Source organism: Vreelandella aquamarina, from assembly GCF_044805175.1.
Lineage (GTDB): Bacteria > Pseudomonadota > Gammaproteobacteria > Pseudomonadales > Halomonadaceae > Vreelandella > Vreelandella aquamarina_B.
Genome location: NZ_CP085232.1, coordinates 1,493,482 through 1,518,779, shown reverse-complemented (window position 1 = coordinate 1,518,779; position 25,298 = coordinate 1,493,482). Strand labels below are relative to the sequence as shown.

Genomic DNA, 25,298 nt, shown 5'->3' with positions numbered 1-25,298 from the left:
AGAGATCTGTTGCAGATAGCATCGTTGATTTCGGCCTGTAAGCCAACCCCATTTAGCTCACAGAACAACATTCAGAAGCGCAAATGGCGGCCCCTTTTGACCGAGTCATTCCCCCTGAATTCAAACATTAAGCGCATAAAAGCAGTACAAGATATATTAAGATCGTCTAACAAACCTTACAAAACAATGGCTCCCCGCATGACCTATCCCCTGAACTTAGCCCTTAGCCGCCTGTTGAGTTCATAAACCTCACTATTTGTACCTCACCATCCGTTGTGAAGTAGTGGCGCTCTGGCTTTTTCTTCATGGCAGACACAATGCTCTCTTTAAGGCGCTCGATATCTCCAGGGTAGCGTCGTAATACTGCACGTAAGTCAACGGAGTGTTCGTTACCTAAACAGAGCAGTAATCTCCCTTCAGCGGTGACTCGCACACGATTGCAAGCATCACAAAAATTATGACTGTGTGGAGAAATAAAGCCGATACGCGATGGACTATCCACCATGCGGTAATAACGAGATGGCCCAAGGGTAGACTCAGTCGTAGGCAAAAGCTGGTAGTACTGCTCTATAGTAGAACGCACTGCATCCGTAGAAAGAAACGTTTCACCACGATTATGCTCACTAATAACGCCCAGCGGCATCTCCTCGATAAAGCTAATGTCTACTGCCTCATCACGTGCGAAATTCACTAGATCAAGAATTTCGTCATCATTGCGCCCTTTAAGCAGTACGGCATTCAATTTAATCGACGTAAAGCCGGCACGGCGAGCAGCACGGACCCCTGCAATCACTTGGCTGAGCTCTCCAGTACGTGTTAAGGACTTAAAGCGTTCGGGCTTCAGAGAGTCAAGGCTGATATTAAGCCGATCAAGCCCGCCTTGACGCAACTCCTCGGCATATTTGACTAACCCTGAACCATTAGTGGTCATGGCTAATTCGCGCAAGCCTGCAAGGCTTCCGAGTTTTTCCACTAACGTGAGTATGCCATTACGTACCAGTGGCTCTCCGCCAGTAAGTCGAATTTTTTCCACCCCCAATTCGACAAATGCCTGCGACAGCATGGCTATTTCTTCAAGGGTAAGTAACTTAGCTCGAGGCAGGAAAGTCATTTCCTCCGCCATGCAGTAGACACAGCGGAAGTCACAACGGTCCGTTACTGATATACGGAGGTAGCGCACCGTCCGGCCAAAGCCATCCACCAACGCACTCATTCTGCGCCCTCTTCTATCTGGGAACTAGCATTAACCGGCAATCGAGCAATCAGCTCTTTTACTTCCGTGGTGACATCTTCAACTGTTTGCTCATCATAAAACTGGCCTCGCCGCTTGCGTAGTCCGTTTTCATACAGTTTTACGTGCTCTGTAGGTATAACACCTGCGTTAGAGAGGCATTGGCTAGCACAATGCATCTGACATCCATCAATCGCCACGATAGGCCGCCCAGAGCGCGCAGTACGTACTAGACCAGGCACACCACCGCCTACTCCAGCAATGCAGGACATCTCAGCTTCTCCTGCATGATCAAGACGAAGAGCAACACTATTGGCAAGTTGCGCAACATCAGAGCAGCCGGAGCAGGCATAAATCAGTGTGCGTGGTTTTTGACGTGAAGACATACCCTCTCCTATAAAACGACGGTGGCTAAGACCGAACAACGATACAAGCGTATAGCTGCCTCCATCAGCCGTTAACGAATCTTGAAGAGATACATTAATCTAGGCGTTACGATGTCGACAGCTCCGTTTGTGTTGCTCATCCACGCCGACGAACAAGCTGGTAGCGCCGCGTGATATACCCAAGCGGTACGCTCCAGACATGGACCAGACGTGAAAAGGGGAACAACAGGATGATGGTAAGGCCCAGGAAGATGTGGAGCTTGTAAATCCACGATACTTCCTGCATATAATCCGCCGCACCACCGCTAAAGAAGACGATCGACTGCGCCCAGCTAGAGAGCGTCAGCATCATCTCGCCATCCATGTGCCCGAGCGAGAACAGAATCGTCACCATCCCCAGCCCGGCTTGTGTCACCAGCAGCCCCAGGATCAGGGTATCCATCAGGCTGGACGTTTGGCGTACCCGCGGGTTAAAGAGGCGACGGTGCAACAGCATCGCGCCGCCCACCAGGCACATAGCACCGGCAATGCCACCGACCACAATAGCGATCAACTGCTTGGTACCGGCGTGTAGGAACGGCTCGTATACCCAGTGCGGGGTCAACATACCGACCAAGTGCCCAAAGAAGATCGTAATAATGCCGATATGGAACAGGTTGCTGGCCAGCCGCATGTGTTTCGATGAGAGCATCTGGCTAGAGCCGGTTTTCCAAGTGTATTGGCCATGATCGAAACGCACTAAGCTGCCGACCAGGAATACGGTGCCGACCAGATAGGGGTAGTAACCGTAGATTAAATGGGTGACATACTGCGCAATCGCGTCGTACATGACATCTCTCCTATGAACGATCGGCGGATGAAACCGATGACTGCGGATCAAACACATCGACCGGCTTGACCAAGACGCTGGTTTGCGAGCGGCCGTTAAATAGGTTGGCAGAACTTTCCCCGTGGCAGCCGTCCCCAAAGGAGAAGCCGCAGCCGCCGCGCTCGGGGAAGGCTTCGGTGGCCATCTCCCGGTGGCTGGTGGGGATCACGAAGCGGTCTTCGTAGTTGGCAATCGCTAGGTAGCGGTACATGGCTTCTACCTGGGCTTCGCTGAGTCCGACGGCTTCGAGTACCTCGGGGTTGGCGTTGCCTTCCACGTGCTTGCCGCGCATGTAGACGCGCATCGCCATCAGCCGTTTGAGGGCGAGCACCACCGGTGCTTCGTCGCCCGCGGTCAGTAGGTTGGCGAGGTATTTCACCGGGATCCGCAGCGATTCGATCTTGGGCAGTACGCCGTCGAACTCGACGTGTCCGGCCTCGGCGGCGGACTGGATCGGGGACAGCGGCGGGACGTACCAGACCATCGGCAGCGTGCGGTACTCGGGGTGCAGCGGTAGGGCCAGCCCCCAGTCGATGGCGAGTTTGTAGACCGGGCTCGCTTGGGCGGCCTGGATGACGTTGTCGGGAATGCCGTCTCGTTTGGCTTGGGCGATCACCTCGGGGTCGTGGGGGTCGAGGAAGATCTCGCATTGGCGGTGGTAGAGGTCGCGTTCGTCCGGCGAGCTGGCCACTTCTTCAATGCGGTCGGCGTCGTACAGCAGGACGCCGAGGTAGCGGATGCGGCCGACGCAGGTTTCGGAGCAAATGGTCGGTTGTCCGCTCTCAATACGCGGGTAGCAGAAGATGCATTTTTCGGATTTGCCGCTCTTCCAGTTGTAGTAGATCTTTTTGTAGGGGCAGCCGGAGATGCACATCCGCCAGCCGCGGCATTTGTCTTGGTCGATCAGGACAATGCCGTCCTCTTCGCGTTTGTAGATGGCGCCGCTTGGGCAGCTGGCCACGCAGGTGGGGTTCAGGCAGTGCTCGCAGAGGCGCGGCAGGTACATCATGAAGGTGTTTTCGAACTGGCCGTAGATATCCGCCTGGACGTTGTCGAAGTTGGCGTCTTTGCGCCGTTTGGCGAACTCGGTGCCGAGGATCTCTTCCCAGTTCGGGCCCCATTCGATCTTGTTCATGCGTTCGCCGGACACCAGCGAGCGCGGGCGGGCGACCGGCTGGTGGTCGCCGATCTTGGCGGTGTGCAGGTGCTGGTAGTCGAACGTGAAGGGTTCGTAGTAGTCGTCCATCTCGGGCAGGTCGGGGTTGGCGAAGATGTTCGCTAATACCCGCCATTTGCCGCCGATGCGCGGTTCGATCCGGCCGTCCGGGCGGCATAGCCAGCCGCCTTTCCATTTGGCTTGGTTTTCCCACTCTTTGGGGTAGCCGATGCCGGGCTTGGTTTCGACGTTGTTGAACCAGGCGTATTCCATGCCTTCGCGGCTGGTCCAGACGTTTTTGCAGGTGACCGAGCAGGTGTGGCAGCCGATGCATTTGTCGAGGTTAAGGACCATGCCTACCTGGGAACGAATTTTCATTTCATGGCCTCCTGTACGGTGTCATTGCCTTCGCCGTCCAACCAGTCGACGTGTTTCATTTTGCGCACCAGGACGAACTCATCGCGGTTGGAGCCGACGGTGCCGTAGTAGTTAAAGCTGTAGGAGAGCTGTGCGTAGCCGCCGATCATGTGGGTGGGTTTGGGGCAGACGCGGGTGACGGAGTTGTGGATGCCGCCGCGGGTGCCGGTGACTTCTGAGCCGGGGACGTTCACTTGGCGCTCTTGGGCGTGGTACATCATGACCATGCCGTCTTTGACCCGTTGGCTGACCACGGCCCGCGCGGCAATCGAGCCGTTGGCGTTGTAGACTTCGATCCAGTCGTTGTCTTCGATGGCCATGTCGGCGGCGTCGGCTTCGGAGAGCCAGACCACGGGGCCCCCCCGGTTGAGGGTGAGCATCAGCAGGTTGTCGGAGTAGGTGGAGTGTATCCCCCACTTTTGGTGCGGCGTGATGAAGTTTAGCGCTTTGCTCTTGTAGCCGTTGTCGGCGGGCAGCGGGAAGCCTTTGGCCGCTTTGGTGTCGATGGGCGGACGGTAGACCAGCAGGCTTTCGCCGAAGGCGCGCATCCAGGGGTGGTCTTGGTAGAACTGTTGGCGGCCGCTGACGGTGCGCCACGGAATGAGTTCGTGGACGTTGGTGTAGCCGGCGTTGTAGGAGACGTGCTCATCTTCCAGGCCGGACCAGGTGGGGCTGGAGATAATTTTGCGCGGCTGGGCGACGATATCGCGGAAGCGGATCTTCTCCTCTTCTTTGGGGTGCGCGAGGTGGGTGTGGTCGCGTCCGGTGATCTTGGAGAGCGCTTCCCAGGCTTTGACCGCGACTTGGCCGTTGGTTTCGGGGGCGAGGGTCAGGATCATCTCGGCGGCGTCAATGGCGCTATCGATCTGCGGGCGGCCTTGGTGCGGCCCGTCGCTCTTGCGGTGGTTGAGGTCGCCGAGCAGTTTGACCTCTTTGTCGGTCTTCCAGGCGATGCCTTTGCCGCCGTTGCCGATCTCTTCTAACAGCGGGCCGATGGAGGTGAAGCGCTCAAAGGTTTCGGGGTAGTTGCGCTTGACCTCGATCAGCGCGGGCATGGTCTTGCCGGGAATCGGTTCGCACTCGCCCTTCTTCCAGTCTTTGACCTCGGGTTGGGCCAGTTCGCCAGGGGAGTCGTGCTGCATGGGCAGGGTGACCAGGTCGGTCTCTTCGCCCAGGTGGCCAACGCAGACCTTGGAGAAGGCGTTGGCAATGCCTTTGTAAATGTCCCAGTCGCTGCGCGACTCCCACGCCGGGTCGGTGGCCGCGGTGAGCGGGTGGATAAAGGGGTGCATGTCGGAGGTGTTGAGGTCGTCTTTCTCGTACCAGGTGGCCGTGGGCAGCACGATATCCGAGTAGAGGCAGGTGGTGGACATGCGGAAGTCGAGGGTGACCAGCAGGTCGAGCTTGCCTTCCGGTGCTTCGTCGCGCCAGACCACTTCGTCGGGTTTTTGGCCGCCGAACTCGCCCAGGTCTTTGCCCTGGATGCCGTGGCGGGTGCCGAGCAGGTACTTGAGCATGTACTCGTGGCCCTTGCCGGAGCTGCCCAGCAGGTTGGAGCGCCAGATGAACATGTTGCGCGGGAAGTTTTCCGGGGCATCCGGGTCTTCAGCGGCAAAGCGTAAGTCGCCGCGTTTGAGCTGTTCCACCGCGTAGTCGGCGGTGCTCATGCCCGCGTCGGCGGCCGCTTTGGCCAGCCGCAGGGGGTTGGTGTTGAGCTGGGGGGCGGAGGGCAGCCAGCCCATGCGCTCGGAGCGGACGTTGAAGTCGATCAGGCTGCCGGGGTACTCGTCGGCCTTGGCCAGCGGCGATAGGATCTCTTTGATCTCGAGCTTCTCGTAGCGCCACTGGGAGGAGTGGTTGTAGAAGAACGAGGTGGAGTTCATGTGGCGCGGCGGGCGCTGCCAGTCGAGGCCGAAGGCCAGGGGCGTCCAGCCGGTTTGTGGGCGCAGCTTCTCTTGCCCGACGTAGTGGGCCCAGCCGCCGCCGCTTTGGCCGATACAGCCGCACATGACCAGCATGTTGATCAGGCCGCGATAGTTCATGTCCATGTGGTACCAGTGGTTCATCCCGGCACCGACGATGATCATGCTGCGCCCTTGGGTTTTATGGGCGTTGTCGGCGAATTCCCGGGCAATGCGGGTGCACTGCTCGGCGGAGACGCCGGTGATTTTTTCCTGCCAGGCGGGGGTGTAGGGGCGTACCTGGTCCAGCGACGTGGCGCCGTCGTCGTCGCCCTCCCCCACAAAGCCGCGGTCGATGCCGTAGTTGGCGCACATCAGGTCAAAGACGGTGACCGCCAGCATCTCGCTGCCGTCGGCTTTTGTCAGCCGTTTGGCGGGCAGGTTGTGGAACAGCAGGCCGTCGGCGGCGCCGTCCCCTTCCCCTTTGACGTGGTCGAAGTGGTCGTGCTCGATGCCGCCAAAGTAGGGGAACGCCACGCGGGCGACGTGGTCATGGTGCTTCGCCAGGCTGAGCAGCGGGGTGATGGCGGTGCCGTCGGCATCCAGCGGTTCCAGGTTCCACTTACCGACATGCTCGCCGGTCTCTCCCCAGCGGAAGCCGATGGAGCCCCGCGGCACCACCAGCTGGTCGCGCTGCTCGTCCCAGGCCACGGTTTTCCACTCGGGGTTGTTCTCCTGGCCCAGCGCGGCGTCGAAATCGCTGGCCCGCAGCTGGCGGCCCGGGGCAAAGCTGCCGTCTTCGCGGGCTTCCAGCTCGACCAAAAACGGCATGTCGGTATAGCGGCGCACGTAGTCGGTGAAGTAGGCGCTGGGGGTCTCCAGGTGGAACTCTTTGAGGATGACGTGCCCCATGGCCATGGCCAGCGCCGCATCGGTGCCCTGCTTGGCGGAGAGCCACTCGTCGGTGAGCTTGGAGACTTCGGCGTAGTCCGGGGTGATCGAGACCGTCTTGGTGCCCTTGTAGCGCACTTCGGTAAAGAAGTGGGCATCCGGGGTGCGGGTTTGGGGCACGTTGGAGCCCCAAGCAATGATATAGCCTGAGTTGTACCAGTCGGCGGACTCGGGCACATCGGTCTGCTCGCCCCAGGTCATCGGCGAGGCCGGTGGCAGGTCGCAGTACCAGTCGTAGAAGCTCATGCAGACGCCGCCAATCAGCGACAGGTAGCGGCTGCCCGCCGCGTAGCTGACCATTGACATGGCGGGAATCGGCGAGAAGCCAAGAATCCGGTCCGGGCCGTACTGCTTGGCGGTGTAGACGTTCGAGGCCGCGACCAGCTCGGTCAGCTCGTCCCAATCACCGCGCACAAAACCGCCCATCCCGCGGGCGCGCTTGTACTGCTTGGTCTTGGCCGGGTCTTCAACAATCGACGCCCAGGCCTCTACCGGGTCCGGGTGCGCGTTGAGCGCCTCGCGCCAGAGCTTGAGCAGGGGTTTGCGAATTAGCGGGTACTTAAGGCGGTTGGCGCTGTACAGGTACCAGGAGTAACTGGCGCCCCGCGGGCAGCCGCGTGGCTCATGGTTGGGCAGATCGGGGCGGGTCCGTGGGTAGTCGGTTTGCTGGGTCTCCCAGGTCACCAGGCCGTTTTTGACATAGATTTTCCAGCTGCAGGAGCCGGTGCAGTTGACCCCGTGGGTGCTGCGCACAACTTTATCGTGCTGCCAGCGGGCGCGATACCCCGCCTCCCATTGGCGCGACTCACCGCGCAGTTCCCCATGATCATTGGCGAAAGGCTCCCGGGCCTTCCGAAAGAAATTTAGCCGATCGATAAAGTGACTCATGGTCGCTCTCCAGGCTCCTCAAACGTGTGCACGCCCCGCGTGAGCGGGTTCCATGGCGACCAGTCTGAGCGATCAACGCCTGAATTACTGCGTGATTACCTCCATATACCGCCCCTCTACCCCTAAGGGGATAGCGCCACCCACCGCAAGGGAATAGGGGGTGGGTGGCTCTCTCTCAACGGCTTTCTAAAAGCCAACTCAGCATGATCTAAGTCAAAAGACATGAATAAATAGGTGACTAAAATCCTCGGGCTTTCACTTCAAGGAGTTGCGCTATGGAGCTTGTATGCCCTGCTGGCAACCTGCCCGCCCTGAAACGTGCTGTAGACGAAGGCGCTGATGCCGTCTATTTCGGCTTTCAGAATGCTACAAATGCACGCCAGTTTGCTGGATTGAACTTTACTGATAAACGCGCCAGAGAGGGTATTGAGTATGCCCACCAACATGGCAAACGCGTATTTTGCGCTATCAACACTTACCCCCAACCCGATGGTTGGCAGCAGTGGACTCGGGCCGTAGACCAAGCCTCCGAGCTGGGAGTAGATGCCTTGATTCTTGCCGACATGGGGTTGCTTGATTACGCCACCCGCCGTCATCCTGATGTCTCAAGGCACCTATCCGTACAAGGCTCAGCAACAAGTCACGAAGCCTTACACTTTTATCATCAACATTTTGGCATTAAACGCGCCGTGCTACCGCGAGTGTTGTCTATTAACCAAGTACGTGACTTAGCCAAGCAAACGCCTGTAGAGCTAGAAGTATTCGCCTTCGGTAGCCTATGCATTATGGCTGAGGGACGTTGCTATCTCTCCTCCTACCTGACCGGTGAGTCGCCTAATACGCGGGGGGTTTGCTCTCCAGCCGCCCATGTACGCTGGGAAGAAACCCCTCAAGGGTTAGAGTCACGCCTTAATGATGTTCTCATTGATCGCTACGCCGAAGGCGAACGGGCCGGCTACCCCACCTTGTGTAAGGGTCGCTTTGAGGTAACGGGTGAGACCTACCATGCTATTGAAGAACCTACCAGCCTGAATACCCTGGAGCTTTTGCCAGAGCTACGCAAATTAGGCATCAGCGCAGTAAAAATCGAAGGCCGCCAGCGCAGCCCTGCCTATGTATCGAAAGTAGCAGGCATTTGGCGCCAAGCACTTAACCGCTTAGAGAAAGAACCCGAGCGCTTTCATCCAGAATCTACCTGGATGGCCGGTCTTGCCGAGCTTTCTGAAGGTGCCACTACCACACTAGGTGCTTATGAGCGCCGCTGGAAATAGGAGCCTAGATGTCAACCACCACACTGCCTCCACACGCCTTAGCAGGCCATCTTCAACTCTCTCTTGGGCCAGTACTTTTTTATTGGACTCGGGAGCAATATGCCAACTTCTATCGCGATGCAGCCGATTGGCCGGTAGAGATTATTACGCTAGGTGAAGCGGTCTGCTCCCGACGTCGCGATATGAAACTAGACGACTGGCTAGGCATTGGACGTGAGCTTTCCCAGGCTGGCAAACAGGTAGTGCTCGCCAGCCAGACCCTGATCGAATCTGAAGCTGATCTACGCGATTTACGTAAGCTATGTGACAACGGTGAATTTATTGTTGAGGCGAATGACCAAAGCGCCTTGCAGCGTCTTTCAAATAACGGGTTGCCCTTTATTGCCGGAGCTGCGCTCAACCTTTACAACCCAGCATCCCTAGGGGTAATGGCGCGTGCGGGAATGCAGCGCTGGCAAGCGCCGATAGAAATGTCACAGAAAGACCTAGCTCAACTGATTAACGATTGCCACGAGGCCGGCATTCCTCACCCTTGTGAGGTATTCGCCTATGGGCATCTACCTCTGGCCTGGTCGTCACGCTGCTTTACTGCTCGACGCCACCAAAAGCCAAAGGACCGCTGCCAATTCGTCTGCCAACAGTATCCAGAAGGTTTGATGCTGCGATCACAAGAGTCCCACGATGTTTTCACCTTGAATGGCATTCAAACACTATCGGGTGCTTGTCAGGATCTACGCCATGAGCTCGCAGTAATGGCGAAGATGGGTGTTTCAGTAGCACGCCTTAGCCCACGGGCAGAAGGTATGGCTGAGGTCGTTAGCGCCTTCGACCAAGCTCGCCACGGCAAGCTGCCTAAGCCCGATCCACTAACACTGGTAGACGCCGATATTTGTGACGGCTACTGGCATGGCCGCCCGGGTATGGATAATACCCGCCGCATGACCACCTAACCCAGCCGCATACTTGACAAGCCTAACAAACATTAGCCTTTAGCACTTTCCTTCGGATGGCCCTGCCAGGTAGCAGGGCCTAAACAGAAATTTAAAACCTACCCACAAATTAATTAATGCATATTATATACATTATTAAGCGCGTCCACTTTTCCAAATGAGGTGTTTCATGACTACGTTACCTACCCCTTCTACTTCGTCCTCTCCTTCTTCTCTTGATATCAAGCTCTCTACGGACCAGATCTCTACGGACAAGCCCTCCACGGATTTAGACTCATTTGGTTCGTTCAAGAAAAGCCGCGGGCGTGGTACCGCTATTGTTATCTATATGCTGTTCCTAGGTAGCGTGCTGGCAGTGGTTACCGCTCCTATTGGAGTGGTTATGGCGCATATGAAAAAACACGATGCTGAGGAGTGGGTCGTTTCCCATCTGCGCTTTCAAATCCGAACTTTCTGGCTAGGTCTGTTGGGCGGCGTGCTATTTACGGCTGTATGGCATCTACTAGGATGGGTCGGGTTACCGGCCATAGCACCTTGGTCACTGGGCTATCTCTACTTCACAGCCTGTTTAGTTTGGATGGTAGGCCGGTGCGGAGTCGGCATCACCCACCTAACCAATAACCGCCCCATCGCTAACCCTTGTAGCTACGCGTTTGGTGGCGCTCGAGTCACCTTAGCCGATCAATAATCATCGGTTATGTGGCCACTTTGAGATACTCAAGGGGTTGGTAAATCGGGGTTAGTAAACCAAGTTACTCTTTGCGAGTTAGGCGCTCTAACCCCACCAGCAGCTCTCCGAGCCGCCCCTGCGCAAGCCCTTCCTCACAGCCGTCGAGTAGGTTCTTGAGCGTTAGCCCCAGCTCTGTGTCCCCTTCTATTATCAAACGCCGCTGGAAAAAGAGGCTGTCGGGATCTTCACGGCGTGTCGCAAGGCACAAAAATTCACGCCACCCTCCACGAATAGATGCCTCCCCTTTATCCCGGCATAGTATCAAGCGCTGAGATTCAAGCGTCAGGCTAAGTGTTACTCCTATATCTGCAATGACGAGGCTGATGCAACGGCCTTCCAAGGCATCAAACTCACCTTCTGCAAGCGGCACGTCAAACGTGCGGTTGAGCAAGGGCTCCACCAAGCGCCGTTTAACAACAAAAGGTACCCGAGAATCAAGAATGCGCATCAAATGACTAGGGGGAACAGGAGTGGGTAGTGAAGCTGGAAACAACGTACTAGCAGAAGGTAGAAATGGCATAACAAACACTCCAGAGTGACACCGTTATGGATACATAGTGTGCGGCTGATGCTAAGCGTTGCAGTACGGCTGGATACTGACACGCGTCAAAGGAGACAGATATTGCACAATAATTAACATGCATATAAAGCACTGCATTAGTGCAGCGTAGAGCCTGAATCTGTTGCACTTGAGGGTCTAGCCCGCTTATTAGCCCACCCCTCCAATAGTTGGCCTAGACGCATCAGGCTGTAAACGACGAGGGGAACCAGCAGCATCAGCATCACTCCCCAGTCGCGATTATTGATAAGCCATACCAGCGGCACCACGACTCCTAAAGCGACCAAAAACCACACGCTAATTGCCAATACGCGACGTAAGCGCAACATAAGACACTTCCTTAACTGGCAATAATCTGACGATAGATGCCCGGTAGCGCCAGCGAAAGGTGCTCTGGACGCTGTACAATGGCGTAACCACCTCGCCCGAAAAGGTAGGGAATGTAGCGCCCCGCCTCTCTGTCAATCGTTACCCCGAACACACGAACCTCCTCTCGCCGTGCTTCAAGCACCGCTTTGCGTGTATCCTCAATACCGTAGCGCCCTTCATAGTAGTCAGTGTCATTTGGCTTACCATCCGTCAGCATGAGTAATAACCGATGCCGATTGGGCCGCTGTGCAAGCGCTTTGGAAAGGTGCCGAATAGCAGGCCCCATACGCGTATAGTGGCCTGGTTTTAGCGCTGAGATACGCCGAGATACGCGCTCTCCCATTGGCTCATCAAAACTTTTAAGCGTATTCACCCAAACACGGTGTCGACGGTGCGAGGTAAAGCTGTGAATAGCATAGTCATCGCCACACCCTGCAAGCCCATGGCCTAGTACCAATAACGCCTCTTTGGCCACATCCAGTACCCGGCGATCTTCTAGCCATGCCTCGGTGGAGAGCGACACATCAATCAAAATGGAGACTGCTAAATCTCTCGCCTGGGTTCGGCTCGCCTGGTAAAGACGGTCACTCGCTTCACCGGTAGCTGCTAAATCACAGTGTGAGCGAATCACAGCATCCATATCCAGCTCGCTACCATCCAGTTGGCCGCGCAACATTTCACGACGTGGCCTTAACGCTTCAAATTCACGCCGAACTCGGCGAATACGGCGTTGTGCAGTTTCATCAGGCTGCCAGCACTCCCCCTCCTCGCTCTGTAGGTTGCTATGTACAACACAGTGCTCTGGCAAATAAATTTGTTTGCGATGGTTCCACTCTGGGTAGGTATAGCGGCCACTCAGCCGCCCCCCACTTACTTCATCTGGCGCTAGATCAAGATCAAGCTTTAACTTCGAGGCCGCTTTCTTGCGGTTAGCGCTGAGCACAATTTCTTCAATCTGATCAGCAGCTTGTTTGGCCTCATCGTCATCTTCATCCTCTACATGGCGATTAAGATTGACCATTTCAGCCCAAGAGAGCATTTTTTCGGAGGCATTCAGCATTAGCGAGTCGTCACGGTCGGCCTGATCCTGCTCACGCCGATCAGCCTTGCGTTTACCGTGGTCATCTTCCGAAGCGTTATTACCAGCCACGGGTTCCTCATCATCCTGCTGTTCCGTACGTGCTTGTTTATTAGTACCCAGGGTGACAGCTCTTCCCCATAGCGGTACCGGCAATGGCGGACGGTAGCCACGGGGGGCATGGAAATGATGTAAGGCCGCTGTGCTATTGGTAATGGCATAGTACATATCGCTAGCCCAGCCCTCCTGGGGAACTGGGCCACCGAGTAACGCTCGCACCACTGTTTCCAATGCCGCCTCCATAGGAGGCAGGCGTTTGCGCTGTGGACGAATTTCCAGCATTTCCTTACATAGCCGAGCGTGACGTGCGGCAAGCCCTGGAAAATGCGCAAGCGCCGCTTGCGTCGCCCGGCGCGCTTCACGTAATTGCAGAAGGTCGTTCTGCAGCGGGTCTTCACTAGGCAGCACATGCCGAGACGCCGCTAGATAAGCCACCAGCCAAAGGTAAAGGTCACGGTTTAATGACGCATTGCTGAACAACGCGATGCGTGGGGGTAAGAGCAGCCCCTCTTCATCGCGCCGCGCTTGATCCAGCACTTCTTCGTCAAGCCCAAGCCGTTGGCGTAAGGACAAGCGATGCGATGAACTACGCCCAGCAATCGCGGCAACATCGACACCAGCCTCGCCACCACTAGCACGAAAGAAGACACCGAGCATGGGCCGCAGCGTTTCCAACTGTACTGCAGCGTCAGGATGATCGGGATAGCTGGCAGCACCAGAAGCCCAGCGATGCCAATGGCGGCCAACAAACTCTTCAACTTCAAGAAAATCAAGCATGAAAAGCCCTCACCCAAAGGTGGCTTGAATGGCTTCCATCAGCCCTTCCTGAACATCCGCATCGTCGCTAAGTGGCTCTACCAGGGTAGCGCGAGCAGCTTCAAGAATGGGCATTCCAGCGGCAATAAGAGTCGCGCAATACACCAGCAAGCGAGTAGAGACACCCTCTTCTAAATCCTGCCCTTTCATGGCGCGCAGACTTACCGCAAGATTGACTAGGGCTGCACACTGATCGCCTGGCAGCCCACTCTCCCGCGCGACGATATCACGCTCAACCTTGGGCGGTGGAAAATCAAAGGACATGGCTAAAAAGCGCTGACGAGTACTAGGTTTGAGCGATTTAAGAATATGCTGGTAGCCTGGGTTATAGGAGACTACTAGCATGAAATCATCCGGCGCTTCTAGCAATTCACCAGTACGTTCCAACGGCAACAGGCGACGATCATCAGTAAGCGGATGAAGCACTACGGTGACATCTTTACGTGCCTCGACGACCTCATCAAGATAGCAAATACCACCTTCACGCACTGCACGGGTCAGTGGGCCATCAACCCAGCGGGTCTCACCGCCTTGTAATAAGTAACGGCCAGTGAGGTCAGCAGAGGTGAGATCATCATGGCATGAAATCGTGTATAGCGGACGCCCCAGTTTGGCAGCCATATGGCTAACAAAACGCGTTTTACCGCACCCGGTAGGCCCTTTAAGCAACAGCGGTAAGCGTTGGTGAAAGGCGTGTTCGAACATAGTGCATTCATTGCCCACACTTTCGTAGAAAGGTATGTCACGCTCATTATCACGCTGAGTGACGGAAGAGAGAGGCATGGGAACACTCCATTGCCAGAAAATAAAAGAATAAACGGTAAGGAAAAAGTAAGCGAAACGACCCCGAAGGGCCGTTTCATATAGGCCTAACTCGCGCCAGCCGTCACTTGCGTACCACCTGAAGGCACTTGCTCTCGAGCGGGACCAAAGAAAGAGTAGAGAAGCATGATCGCTCCGATGGCAACCGCTACACCTGCACCCATCCGCATGATGTAGAACAGACCCAGTTGGTCTTGCACTTCCATGTAATTCATACCGATGACGCGCTGCAAGTGAGTCTGCACTACCCCGGCAAAGGTCAGAGTAAACGTCATAAAGCACATTGCACTGGTAACAATCCAGAATCCCCACATATTCAGTATTTGGTTATAGGGCTGCACGCGGCGGATTTGCGGCATGGCATAGGTAATCACACCAAGAATTAGCATGACATAAGCACCGTAAAATGCTAAATGGCCGTGTGCGGCAGTCACCTGAGTACCATGGCTGTAGTAATTTACGAACGAGAGGGTGTGCATGAAGCCCCATACCCCAGCGCCGAAAAAGGCAATGGTGGGGCAGCCCAGTGCCCATAGCATGGCAGCTTTGTTTGGGTGGTTACGGCTACCTTTCCAGAACATAGTAAAGGCGAAAACCACCATAGCGAAGAAAGGCGCTACTTCAAGCGTAGAGAAGATACTACCGATAGGTTGCCAGTAGCCAGGTGCACCAATCCAATAGTAGTGATGGCCGGTTCCCAGCAGGCCAGAGAATAGCGCCAGCCCGACGATAATATAGAGCCACTTTTCGATCACTTCACGGTCCACGCCGGTCATTTTGATCAGCAGATAGCCCAACAAGGACGCCATAATCAGCTCCCATACACCCTCAACCCAAAGGTGTACCACCCACCACCAATAAAGCTTATCTACCGCTAGATTCGTCGGATTGTAAAAAGCAAATAACCAGAATACTGCTGCCAACCAAAGCCCAAGCATTAACACCAAATTAATGGCAGTCTTACGGCCTTTAAGCAGCGTCATACTGGTATTGAACAAAAACATGAGAAATGAAATGGTGATCAGTACCTTGACCCAAAACGGCTGTTCAAGAAACTCACGCCCTTCATGGATTCCGAACTGATAGCCAACTAAAGCAGCAGCGCCAGCAAACGCGAAGATTGCCAGCTGCACATACGCCAAATTGGGGCTATGTATTTCCCGCTCGGCCTCTTCAGGCATTAAATAATAGGTACAGCCCATAAAGCCGATCAACAACCACACAATCAGTAGGTTAGTATGGCTAACACGCATAATATGGAAAGGCATGACTTCAGCCATGAAATTAGGCCAAGCATAAACAGCAGCAGCCAATAGGCCGAAGACAATTTGCAGCGTAAATAACGCCATGGCCACCATAAAAAAGGGTAAGGCGACCTTCTGGGTTTCATATTTCATAATACGGTTCTCCTTGATTCATCCCCTGACCGGGAGTTTCAGCCAGCTGGATGCGGGGGCCAGTCTTGGTCGTCGATACCATCAGTCCATTCGAAGAAATCAATCAGTGAATTCATATCTTCTTCGCTAAAGTCATATGCTGGCATTTGTCGACGGCCTTCAATTCCCAATGGCTGGGCACGGATCCAAGCCTCAATTCCTGCACGGGCAGCTTCAGGGTTTTCGTGGCCTCCATACCGCTCCCAGACATTACCCAATTCAGGCGCAAAATAAGCGCCTTCCCCCATGATGCTATGGCAGTTAATACACATGTTCTTTTCCCACACCTCTTTGCCATGCTTTACAGAATCGGTAAGGCCTTCACTGTCCGTGGAGACATTTACCATGTACCAATGGCTATGAGCCGTTAGCGCAGTAAATAGCAGGAAAAAGAACAGCGAACCGCCATAGAAAATATTGCGGGCCGCTGATTTAGTCATTCCATCAGCCATAAGCCATGCTCCCTTGCTAGTCTTTTCAGGCCTCAGGCATAGTCGCCAGAGGCATTTTTAAGATGCATTTAAATTGCAACTTTAATCTTAGCAAGAGGCCACCCCCAGCAACATTGTCCCAGATCAAATTTTGACAAATTGGCAAAAATGTGCGTATAGAAAATCGCTACCGCGTATAACGCTTGTACGATATTTAATCGACTAGCTAATGCATGTAACGGTCAATCACACAAAGGACACTTGATAGTGAGGCTTTTTAAGAATGTAATTCTTAAAAAGAGCAGAACAATAGCGCTAGATGTAGACCTAGCGCTATTGCTGCAAACGATGCTTCAAACGAGAATCCGCTGAAAGCCTAGGTGAAGCAGATTAAGTGGAGCATTAGCCTTGTGAGGCTTCAAGCGCTTGATCAATATCTGCCAGCAGGTCGTCAATATGCTCAATGCCAATTGACAGCCTTACCATGTCTGGCGTGACACCGGCAGCCTTGAGTTCCTGCTCATTCAATTGGCGATGCGTGGTGGAGGCGGGAATAGACGAGCAGCTCTTAGCATCACCGATGTTAACAAGGCGAAGAATTAACGATAGCGCATCATAAAAGCGCTCTGAAGCAGCCTGCCCGCCCTGAATGCCGAAACTTAAAATACCCGATGCGTGCCCATTCATATAGCGCTGAGCTAATGCATGGTCAGAATGGCTTTCTAAGCCTGCATAGTGTACCCAGGTTACCGATGGGTGACTCTCTAAGTGCTTGGCTACCGCCAATGCGTTGGCACAAATACGTTCAATACGCAGCGACAGCGTTTCCAGACCCTGCAATAAGTTCCAGGCAGCTTGAGCAGAAAGGGCTGCGCCCATATTGCGCAAAGGCACTACGCGTGCACGAGCAATAAAGGCAGCCTCACCGACATCTCGTGTATAGCTTACGCCGTGATAAGAGACATCTGGCTCATTAAGGAGCGGGAATCGGCTGGCATGCTCCGCCCATGGAAATTTACCAGAATCGACAATCACACCACCTACCGTTGTGCCGTGCCCTCCAATGTATTTCGTCGCAGAGTGAACGACAATATCAGCACCATGCTCGATTGGGCGACACAAAAAGGGCGTTGCGGTGGTGTTATCAACGATCACAGGCACCCCATGCCGATGAGCCACCTCTGCAAGTTTTTGCAGGTCCACCACCCCGCCAGATGGGTTGCCTATACTCTCGCAATAGACAGCTTTGGTGCGCTCATCAATTAGCGCCTCGATACCAGCAAAATCATCTTTATCCGCAAAGCGTACTTGGATGCCCTGACGGGGCAACGTGTGAGCAAACAGGTTGTAAGTACCACCGTACAGCTCACTGATGGAGACAATATTATCGCCCGCTTCGGCAATTGTCTGAATCGCATAAGTAATGGCTGCCATGCCTGATGCCACCGCCAAGCCAGCAATGCCGCCTTCCAAAGCGGCCACACGCTGTTCTAGCACAGCGCAGGTAGGGTTCATAATGCGCGAATAAATGTTCCCTTCAACTTTCAAATCAAACAAATCCGCCGCATGCTGGGCGTTATCAAATGAAAACGAGGTCGTCTGATGGATAGGCACAGCCACCGAGTTTTGTGAATCAGGTGCATAGCCATGGTGAAGGGCAAGGGTTTCAAGCTTCATAAAGGCAACTCGCAAAACAGCAAATGGGGCTTTCAATCCTAGAGGAGCCTATGCATAAAAACTAACGTCATTTAGTCGGAGTCAAGCCTCAAACACCAAAAACTAAATATACATAGCTGAGCTGCCCTATTTAACATAAGCAACTGCAGAGCGGGCTATGCCTTGAAAGGCTCAACATACGTTTAGTTATGTGCCGTATATTGTCGATAGAGCCATTTGAGTACGCAGCCTTAATGCAACAACTATGGTGCGTTCGTTAGCTTTATGCCGCCAATCGGAACCAGCCCGCACATTCCAACAGGCGGTTATCGAGTTGGGCACGCATCAAGGCGTTGCTGCAGAGCTAACGTGTTACGAAAATATTTCGAAAGCTTTTCGACACACACAAAAACCGCCGCTCGGCGTGACCCGTAAGCGGCGATTTTCGTTGGAATTTCTTTGGTCGGAGTGACAGGATTCGAACCTGCGACCTTTGCAACCCCATTGCAACGCGCTACCAAGCTGCGCCACACTCCGATGCCTGTTTGGCATTCGCCTCAAGACGGTGCGTATACTATCGCTTTATTAGCCAAATGAAAAGCCCTTTTTGCGCTTTCTTTTCAAGTGCTTGCCTTTTAGCCTGCCAACAGGCTAGCTATCGGCTTTAATTAGCATGGCGGCCATGGCGTCATATACCCTCGGCGTGGTGACCAACAGCTGCTCTGGAAAAAGATCAGCGGGGACGTTGGCGGGCACGTCAATCAGGTGCCCTACTCTCGCTCCTGCTTCACGAGCAATCACCCAGCCCGCCACAAAATCCCACGGCGAAACCGTTTCGTAGTAGGCATCTAACCGCCCGCAGGCGACGTCACAAATATCTAACGCCGCCGAGCCGTTGCGTCGTACATCTTGGCAATAAGTCAACGCAGCCTCTAAGCGGGGTAACAGCTGTTTACGGGCGATTTTATCGTAAGGGAAACCGGTTCCCACTAAGGTACTTTCCAACGAATCCGCATCGCTTGGTGTAATCGGCTGCTGATTACAAAACGCTCCTAAGCCTTGGGCAGCGCTAAAGGTGTCGTTTAAAAACGGCGCATGTACCACGCCCACTTTACCTATCCCCTGCTCAATCCAGCCGATGGAAACCGCCACATGGCGCAGACCCTGGGCAAAATTCACCGTGCCATCGATAGGGTCAACCACCCAAAGCTGTTCGGCGGGGTTGTGCAGCGCCTCTTCTGGGCTTAGTTCTTCGCTTAGGCGCGCTTCACCGGGAAAGTGCTCTTCCAAGCGCTGGCTAATCAGCTTATCGACAGCCACATCCACATCCGTGACTAGCTCAATACCCGCCTTTAACCGCTGGCTAAAGGTTTGCTGCTCGCGGGCATTACGAATCATCTGCCCAGCCTCTTCGGCAATACGAATCGCCAGCGCTAGGCGCTCTTGGAGGGTATAGTCAGCCATCAGTGTTCCTATTGAGTTGGGTAAACTATTTTTTGATCATTTACCCAGCATAAACGCTGCACTTTTTGGGAGCTAGCGCAAAGCATCCACCAGCACATCCACCACAATCCGGGTGGCCGCTTCAATTAACACCACATCCGCCCCTACGCGCTCCCACTCGTAGCCGGGGTAACGGGGCAGCTCACGGGCAATCGGCCCATCAAAACGTTTAGCAATGCCTGGAGGAAGCGGCTTACCGCGCTCTAATCGGCGTTGGATGCCTGGCGGCAGCGGCTCGGCACGGGGTGCATCATATTGGCGCAACAGGCTAAGCAGCTCACGTTCATTAATACGCGGCAAATCGACATAGCGGTGGTCGCGCTCATGGTGATGGCGCTGTTCATGATGATGCTTGGCACTACCGTGATCTCGCGCGCCGTGAGCAGGTGCATGGGCAGGCTGTGCGGAAGCGGCTGTATGCCAAAACAGCATGGCGAGTAAAACGCCTAAGGTGATGGGTCTCATAACTGGCTCCTTCAAGGCATTTAATCTATCTAGGAGCTTTGAGTGTATAAGGCAAATACGCAGGGAGTGTGGAAATAAAAAACAGCCGCTTACTCAAGCGGCTGTTTTAAAGTGAAAGCGACTATTTATTATGGTGCGTCTTGGCAACCACGTGGGCGAATATTTTCTTCGATAGTAGCTGCACAAGTCCAACCACCAGCAGCAGTACGGGTTACAGCCATCGTGTTAGACTCGGACTCCCCAATAGAACCAAAAGTAAACGTTATTGTCGGCGTAGTGGTATTCAATCCTGTATACGTAACAGTATTCCCACCACTCAACTCGCCTTCATCAAAGCCTACGTAATCTATAAATTTGTCATCGCCATCTTTTGGCAGAAATTCTTCATCAGGATCAACCCCAGAAGCCAAAGCAGCATCAAAACCAGTCTGCAGTGAGCTTAGCGTGGAGTATGCAGATGTTGCCTCGGCGCGCTGAGTATAAGTTTGATACTGAGGCACCGCGACAGCTGACAAAATGCCAATAATCGCGATCACAATCAGCAGCTCAATGAGAGTAAAGCCCTGCTGCTTGAAGTGGCGAGGTTGGTTGGGTTGGGTAGTTTGCATTGCGAGGTTCCCTTGCGGTGATGAGGTTATGAGTAGGCTAGGTTAATTAAACCATCGCCTAACATATGGCTTACAATAGCTTACGAACCCAGCAATGGCAACTAGCTTTCTCATCCATTTATGGGCATCCATATGCGCCTATATCTTTATTTAGCTTAGGCGTGACTAGTACCTCATATAGGGCAAATATGGTACAACTCCCGGCATATATGCCTAGCCACCGAGTCCGTTATGAGCCAAACTACTCCGGAGTCTACCCTTAGCCATGCGGCCCACCATGGGGGGCTGCGTGGTATTGCCAAACGGCTGGTGAAGCACGACCTGCTCACCGATGCCCAAGCAACCGTTGCCGAAAACACCGCTGCGGATTTAGAGGTTTCGCTGCTGCAGCATGTGGTGGAGAGCGGGCTAGTTGAGCCAGATGCAGCAGCGGTTGCAGCTGCCTGGGAATATGGCCTACCCGTCATTGATCTGGAAGCTATTCGTGTTAATGCTCTTCCACCGGCTAATGATTACCCCGTTAAAATTCTACAGCGGTTAGGTATTCTTCCTCTTGCTCGGCATGGGCATCGGCTTACCGTAGCAGTGCCCTACCCTTCCACCTTAACCCAGCTTGACGAGCTTCAGTTTGCTACCGGCCTGAGTGTAGATGGCGTATTAGCTCCTGCTGACCAGCTCCGCAATACCTTGGTCCAGTATCTCGCACAAAATGAACGCAGCATGCTTGAAGAGCTGGAAAACGTTGATGATGCGGTCAGCGGGCTAAACATCATCCAAAATGCGGACGGCGATGAAGTTGCACTAGATAAAGCCGAGCAAAATAGCGAAGACGCCCCTGTTGTTAAGTTTGTTAACAAAATTCTGCTAGATGCCATTAGCCGGGGGGCATCGGATATTCACTTTGAGCCATACGAAACCCAGTTCAGGGTGCGCTTTCGTATCGACGGTATGCTCGTTGAGGTTGCCCGCCCACCGTTTGCCTTTAGAGACCGCATTGCTGCGCGCTTAAAGATTATGTCACGGCTGGATATTTCCGAACGCCGCTTGCCGCAAGATGGTGCCCTCAAGCTACAGCTCTCACGAACCCGCTCCATTGATTTCCGTGTCAACTCGCTACCTACCGTATGGGGAGAAAAGATTGTTCTGCGGATATTGGACCCTACCTCTGCACAATTGGGTATTGAACAGCTTGGTTTTAGCCCTGAACAGCAAGAAGCTTACGAAAGCGCTCTGAAGAAGCCTCAAGGTATGATACTGGCCACTGGCCCTACTGGTAGCGGTAAAACTGTCACCCTCTACACTGGTATTAATGTCCTTAACCAGATTGAGCGCAATATTTGTACTGCGGAAGACCCGGTAGAAATGAAAGTGTCTGGCATTAACCAGGTCAATGTACTCCCCAAAATTGGCCTCGACTTCGCCAGTGCCCTGCGAGCCTTTTTACGCCAGGATCCAGATGTCATTATGGTTGGTGAAATTCGCGATTTAGAAACCGCTGAAATAGCCGTAAAAGCCGCTCAAACCGGCCACTTAGTACTTTCAACGGTACATACAAACTCTGTCGCTGAAACGCTTACTCGTCTCGCCAATATGGGGGTAGCTACATATAACATAGCGAGTTCCGTGAGCCTTATTATTGCTCAACGCCTGGCGAGAAAGCTATGCAACAGGTGCAAAGTGCCGACCAAAATACCTGACGAAGTATTAACAAAGCACGGACTCAAGAAAGAAGAAATTCGTAACGCCACTATTTATAAGGCGGCTGGGTGCAAGCAGTGCACCCAAGGTTACAAGGGGCGAATTGGCATTTACGAAGTTGTCCCCATTACCGATGAAATGCGCCAGCTGATTATGCGCGACGGCAATGCTATTGAAATTGACCAACAGGCCCGCCGAGAAGGTTATCCGAGCCTTTATCAAAGCTGCCTAAGCCGGGTGCTGGACGGCAGTACCAGCCTGGAAGAAGTTAACCGAATTAGTAAGGAGTAATGCCGTTCATGGCTAAAGCGAAGGCACGCCGCACCAAACCTGCCCCACTATACCGCTGGAAATGGACAGGCAAAGGCCCACAAGATAGGCCTATGCGTGGCGAGTTAATTGGCCGTACCAAAGCGGATATTATTGAGCAGCTCGCCAAGCAGCGCATTGTGGCGAGCAACGTTCAAAGGCGCAGCAGCTTCAGCGGCCGAGGCCGAGTCAATAATGTCGATATTATGGTGTTTGCCCGGCAAATGGCGACCATGGTGCGAGCGGGCATCCCCATACTGCAGGCGCTGCAGGCAGTGTCTGAAAGCTTAAAAAAACCAGCGATGGTGGCACTGACGCAGCAAATTATGGAGGACGTATCTTCAGGCGATAGCCTCTCTGCTGCAATAGCTAAGCACCCCAAGCAATTCGACCGTTTATTTGTCAACTTGGTAGATGCTGGCGAACAGGCCGGTGCACTCGACGAAATGTTAGAGCGTATTGCCAGCTACAAGGAGAAAGTGGAATCACTTAAAAACCGGGTTAAAAAAGCGCTTTGGTACCCTACCTCCGTTATGGCTATTGGTATCGGGGTAACCATGCTGCTGTTGATCAAGGTAGTGCCAGAGTTTGAAAATATGTTTCAGGGCTTTGGTGCCGAGCTACCCGCACTGACCCAGTTCACCGTTAATCTTTCTGAGATGGCACAACAGTACTGGCTCCACGCCTTCGGCGCGTTGGTAGGTAGCATCATGCTGTTAAAAACCGCGGCGCGGCGCTCTTATAAGGTCGCTTATCGGCTGGATGGCCTGCTACTCAAGTTACCGATTATTGGCGATATCATGCATAAATCGGCAGTCTCCCGCTTTACTCGCACTTTAGCAACGACCTTTGCCTCCGGCGTCCCGTTGGTTGAGGGGCTGGAGACCGCCGCCGGTGCTGCCGATAACCGCGTGTACAGCAAAGCGATTAACGAAGTGCGCCAAGACGTTACTACAGGCCAACAGCTCCATTTCGCCATGCGGATGACCAACCGCTTTCCCGCGCTAGCCATACAAATGGTGAGCATTGGCGAAGAGGCCGGCTCGCTGGATGCCATGCTGAATCGTGTGGCCGACTATTATGAAGAAGAAGTAGATAACAAAGTAGACGCGCTAACCTCCCTCATGGAGCCGATTATTATTGTGGTACTCGGTGCCCTGGTGGGTGGTGTTGTTGTTTCAATGTACCTGCCGATATTTGAAATTGGCACGGCGCTATAACCTTACCTTGAGACCCGATTAGGAGCACCATGGGCTTACCGCCAACATTTTTGTATGTGTCTGCACTGGCGATAGGCCTTTGCTTAGGCAGCTTTTTAAACGTCGTAATCACACGCCTGCCTGTTATGCTGATGCGCCAGTGGCGCAATGAGGCACTGGAAGCGCTTGAGCAACCCATAGAGCCTGCGCCGCGCTTTAACCTGGCCTACCCTCCCTCTATGTGCCCAAGCTGCGAACACGCGATTGCCTGGCACGACAACCTGCCGCTGGTAGGCTGGCTCAAGCGGCGAGGCCGCTGCGCCCACTGCCGCACCCGCATCAGCCCCCAATACCCAGTAGTGGAGTTAATGGGCGGGGTACTCGCTGTGGCTATCTTGGCCCTGCATGGCCCCAGCATGGCTAGCCTGTTTATCTACGCCGCCTGCCTGACGCTGCTGGCGTTGACAGTCATTGATCTGCGTACCTATTTACTGCCCGATATTCTCACCTTGCCACTATTATGGGCTGGCTTGCTCTACCAGCTGCTCTTTCAGCCGGTGATGCTACCCAGTGCCGTATGGGGAGCAATAGCGGGTTACCTCGTATTATGGAGCTTTTATTGGCTGTTTAAATTGGTAACGGGCAAAGAGGGAATGGGCTTTGGCGACTTCAAACTGCTTGCGGCTTTAGGAGCTTGGCTTGGCTGGAGTATGCTGCCCCTGCTATTGGTTGTTTCAGCGGGCATAGGTGCCATTTGCGGGCTGGCAGCCCAGGCGCTTTCGCCCCGTTTGCGCGGCCAGCCGCTCCCCTTCGGGCCATTTTTAGCCTTAGCAGGCTGGGCGGGGCTGCTCATGGGCGATGAACTGATGGCCCTCTATCTGACTCTCATCTATTAACCAGCCTGCAGCTTAGTGCAAATGATGTTTAAAGGAATCGTATGATTATTGGTGTCACTGGCGGCATTGGTTCTGGTAAATCTACCGTTGCCCGCGCTTTTGGAGAACTGGGTGCCGGTTGGGTAGACGCCGATGACGTTGCCCGTGAGGTGGTTGCCCCAGGCGAACCAGCCCTAGCAGCCATTGCCGAACGCTTCGGTGAGCAGGTGATTAATGAGGACGGCACCCTTAACAGGGCTGCATTGCGGCAAATTGTGTTTGACGACCCGAGCCAGCGCGTATGGCTTGAGTCCATTACTCACCCCCGCATTCGTGAACGCCTGCTCGCGCAGCTAGAGCGGCTAAACGCCATATCCCCCTACGTGCTGCTGGTATCCCCCCTGCTGTTTGAATCAGGGCAGGATGCCTTGGTAAACCGCACATTGGTGGTTGATGTTCCAGAGAATGAACAGCTGGCCCGCACGCTGGCAAGGGATAAAGTGAGTGAAGCGCAAGTGCGTGCTATCCTCGCCGCCCAGCTACCGCGAAACGAGCGTCTCGCGCGCGCGGATGATGTCATTGATAACAGTCATGGTCTCGACTATACCCATCAACAAGTCAGCGCGTTAGACCAGCGTTACCGAAACAGCAGATGTTAAAGGAGT

General features: G+C 54.1%; 22 protein-coding genes and 1 tRNA gene. 7 read left to right on the top strand and 16 right to left on the bottom strand.

Annotated elements, in window-relative coordinates; genetic code table 11:
- Positions 1 to 223: 223 nt before the first annotated feature.
- The 5 genes from moaA to LG300_RS07085 form a co-directional block, all read right to left on the bottom strand.
- Entirely contained in the window at positions 224 to 1,213 is a 990-nt protein-coding gene (moaA, locus tag LG300_RS07105) for a GTP 3',8-cyclase MoaA (protein WP_404377693.1), read from the bottom strand.
- On the bottom strand, positions 1,210 to 1,617 hold the full coding sequence (locus LG300_RS07100) for a putative zinc-binding protein (protein WP_404377692.1): 408 nt from the start codon (positions 1,615 to 1,617) through the stop codon (positions 1,210 to 1,212). The genes moaA and LG300_RS07100 overlap by 4 nt, the downstream gene beginning before the upstream one ends.
- 136 nt (positions 1,618 to 1,753) lie before the next feature.
- The gene (gene narI / locus LG300_RS07095; protein WP_404377691.1) at positions 1,754 to 2,446 is read right to left on the bottom strand and encodes a respiratory nitrate reductase subunit gamma; all 693 of its coding nucleotides are present in this window, start codon (positions 2,444 to 2,446) and stop codon (positions 1,754 to 1,756) included.
- A gap of 10 nt (positions 2,447 to 2,456) precedes the next feature.
- Positions 2,457 to 4,019 carry a nitrate reductase subunit beta gene (narH, locus tag LG300_RS07090; RefSeq protein ID WP_404377690.1) on the bottom strand — a complete coding sequence of 521 codons (1,563 nt, stop codon included), beginning with the start codon at positions 4,017 to 4,019 and terminating at the stop codon, positions 2,457 to 2,459.
- Positions 4,016 to 7,798, bottom strand: a complete 3,783-nt coding sequence (locus tag LG300_RS07085) for a nitrate reductase subunit alpha (RefSeq protein WP_404375827.1) — start codon at positions 7,796 to 7,798, stop codon at positions 4,016 to 4,018. Before LG300_RS07085 ends, narH begins: the two co-directional genes overlap by 4 nt.
- Positions 7,799 to 8,073: 275 nt before the next feature.
- Here LG300_RS07085 and LG300_RS07080 point away from each other — a divergent pair, with 275 nt between their 5' ends.
- The 3 genes from LG300_RS07080 to LG300_RS07070 all read left to right on the top strand — a co-directional run bounded on the left by LG300_RS07080 (position 8,074) and on the right by LG300_RS07070 (position 10,707).
- Complete coding sequence (locus LG300_RS07080; RefSeq protein ID WP_404377689.1) at positions 8,074 to 9,069, top strand: peptidase U32 family protein; 996 nt, start codon at positions 8,074 to 8,076, stop codon at positions 9,067 to 9,069.
- Positions 9,070 to 9,077: 8 nt separating this feature from the next.
- Positions 9,078 to 10,019: a U32 family peptidase gene (locus tag LG300_RS07075; RefSeq protein WP_404377688.1), complete on the top strand. Its 942-nt coding sequence runs from the start codon at positions 9,078 to 9,080 to the stop codon at positions 10,017 to 10,019.
- A gap of 169 nt (positions 10,020 to 10,188) precedes the next feature.
- The gene (locus tag LG300_RS07070) at positions 10,189 to 10,707 is read left to right on the top strand and encodes a DUF4870 family protein (RefSeq protein WP_404377687.1); all 519 of its coding nucleotides are present in this window, start codon (positions 10,189 to 10,191) and stop codon (positions 10,705 to 10,707) included.
- Between the two features lie 64 nt (positions 10,708 to 10,771).
- On the opposite strand, the gene LG300_RS07065 is transcribed toward LG300_RS07070, so the two are convergent.
- From LG300_RS07065 to LG300_RS07015, 11 genes are all read right to left on the bottom strand, one after another.
- Positions 10,772 to 11,269, bottom strand: a complete 498-nt coding sequence (locus tag LG300_RS07065) for an SCP2 domain-containing protein (protein WP_404377686.1) — start codon at positions 11,267 to 11,269, stop codon at positions 10,772 to 10,774.
- Positions 11,270 to 11,406: 137 nt separating this feature from the next.
- Positions 11,407 to 11,637: a hypothetical protein gene (locus LG300_RS07060; RefSeq protein WP_404377685.1), complete on the bottom strand. Its 231-nt coding sequence runs from the start codon at positions 11,635 to 11,637 to the stop codon at positions 11,407 to 11,409.
- Positions 11,638 to 11,648: 11 nt separating this feature from the next.
- Positions 11,649 to 13,592, bottom strand: coding sequence for a nitric oxide reductase activation protein NorD (locus LG300_RS07055; RefSeq protein ID WP_404377684.1), 1,944 nt, complete (start codon positions 13,590 to 13,592; stop codon positions 11,649 to 11,651).
- A gap of 9 nt (positions 13,593 to 13,601) precedes the next feature.
- Positions 13,602 to 14,414: a CbbQ/NirQ/NorQ/GpvN family protein gene (locus LG300_RS07050; protein ID WP_404377683.1), complete on the bottom strand. Its 813-nt coding sequence runs from the start codon at positions 14,412 to 14,414 to the stop codon at positions 13,602 to 13,604.
- 86 nt (positions 14,415 to 14,500) lie between these two features.
- On the bottom strand, positions 14,501 to 15,850 hold the full coding sequence (locus LG300_RS07045; protein WP_404377682.1) for a cbb3-type cytochrome c oxidase subunit I: 1,350 nt from the start codon (positions 15,848 to 15,850) through the stop codon (positions 14,501 to 14,503).
- Positions 15,851 to 15,888: 38 nt separating this feature from the next.
- A complete protein-coding gene (locus tag LG300_RS07040) occupies positions 15,889 to 16,341 on the bottom strand; it encodes a c-type cytochrome (RefSeq protein WP_404377681.1) in 453 nt (150 codons plus the stop codon).
- A 381-nt stretch (positions 16,342 to 16,722) separates the two neighbouring features.
- A complete protein-coding gene (locus tag LG300_RS07035) occupies positions 16,723 to 17,997 on the bottom strand; it encodes an O-acetylhomoserine aminocarboxypropyltransferase/cysteine synthase family protein (RefSeq protein WP_404377680.1) in 1,275 nt (424 codons plus the stop codon).
- 439 nt (positions 17,998 to 18,436) lie between these two features.
- A tRNA-Pro gene (locus LG300_RS07030) sits at positions 18,437 to 18,513 on the bottom strand.
- Between the two features lie 114 nt (positions 18,514 to 18,627).
- Positions 18,628 to 19,440, bottom strand: a complete 813-nt coding sequence (locus LG300_RS07025) for an inositol monophosphatase family protein (RefSeq protein ID WP_404377679.1) — start codon at positions 19,438 to 19,440, stop codon at positions 18,628 to 18,630.
- A gap of 72 nt (positions 19,441 to 19,512) precedes the next feature.
- Positions 19,513 to 19,944 (bottom strand): anti-virulence regulator CigR family protein, encoded by a 432-nt coding sequence (locus tag LG300_RS07020; protein ID WP_404377678.1) that lies wholly within the window; start codon positions 19,942 to 19,944, stop codon positions 19,513 to 19,515.
- Between the two features lie 128 nt (positions 19,945 to 20,072).
- Complete coding sequence (locus tag LG300_RS07015; RefSeq protein WP_404377677.1) at positions 20,073 to 20,552, bottom strand: pilin; 480 nt, start codon at positions 20,550 to 20,552, stop codon at positions 20,073 to 20,075.
- 231 nt (positions 20,553 to 20,783) lie between these two features.
- Between LG300_RS07015 and pilB the strand changes: the two genes are divergently transcribed.
- Genes pilB through coaE form a run of 4 tightly spaced genes read left to right on the top strand, consistent with a single transcriptional unit; the run spans position 20,784 to position 25,292 of the window.
- On the top strand, positions 20,784 to 22,541 hold the full coding sequence (pilB, locus tag LG300_RS07010) for a type IV-A pilus assembly ATPase PilB (protein ID WP_404377676.1): 1,758 nt from the start codon (positions 20,784 to 20,786) through the stop codon (positions 22,539 to 22,541).
- Between the two features lie 8 nt (positions 22,542 to 22,549).
- Complete coding sequence (locus tag LG300_RS07005) at positions 22,550 to 23,779, top strand: type II secretion system F family protein (protein WP_404377674.1); 1,230 nt, start codon at positions 22,550 to 22,552, stop codon at positions 23,777 to 23,779.
- A gap of 29 nt (positions 23,780 to 23,808) precedes the next feature.
- Complete coding sequence (locus LG300_RS07000; protein WP_404377673.1) at positions 23,809 to 24,654, top strand: prepilin peptidase; 846 nt, start codon at positions 23,809 to 23,811, stop codon at positions 24,652 to 24,654.
- A 41-nt stretch (positions 24,655 to 24,695) separates the two neighbouring features.
- Positions 24,696 to 25,292, top strand: a complete 597-nt coding sequence (gene coaE / locus LG300_RS06995; protein WP_404377672.1) for a dephospho-CoA kinase — start codon at positions 24,696 to 24,698, stop codon at positions 25,290 to 25,292.
- Positions 25,293 to 25,298 lie beyond the last annotated feature (6 nt).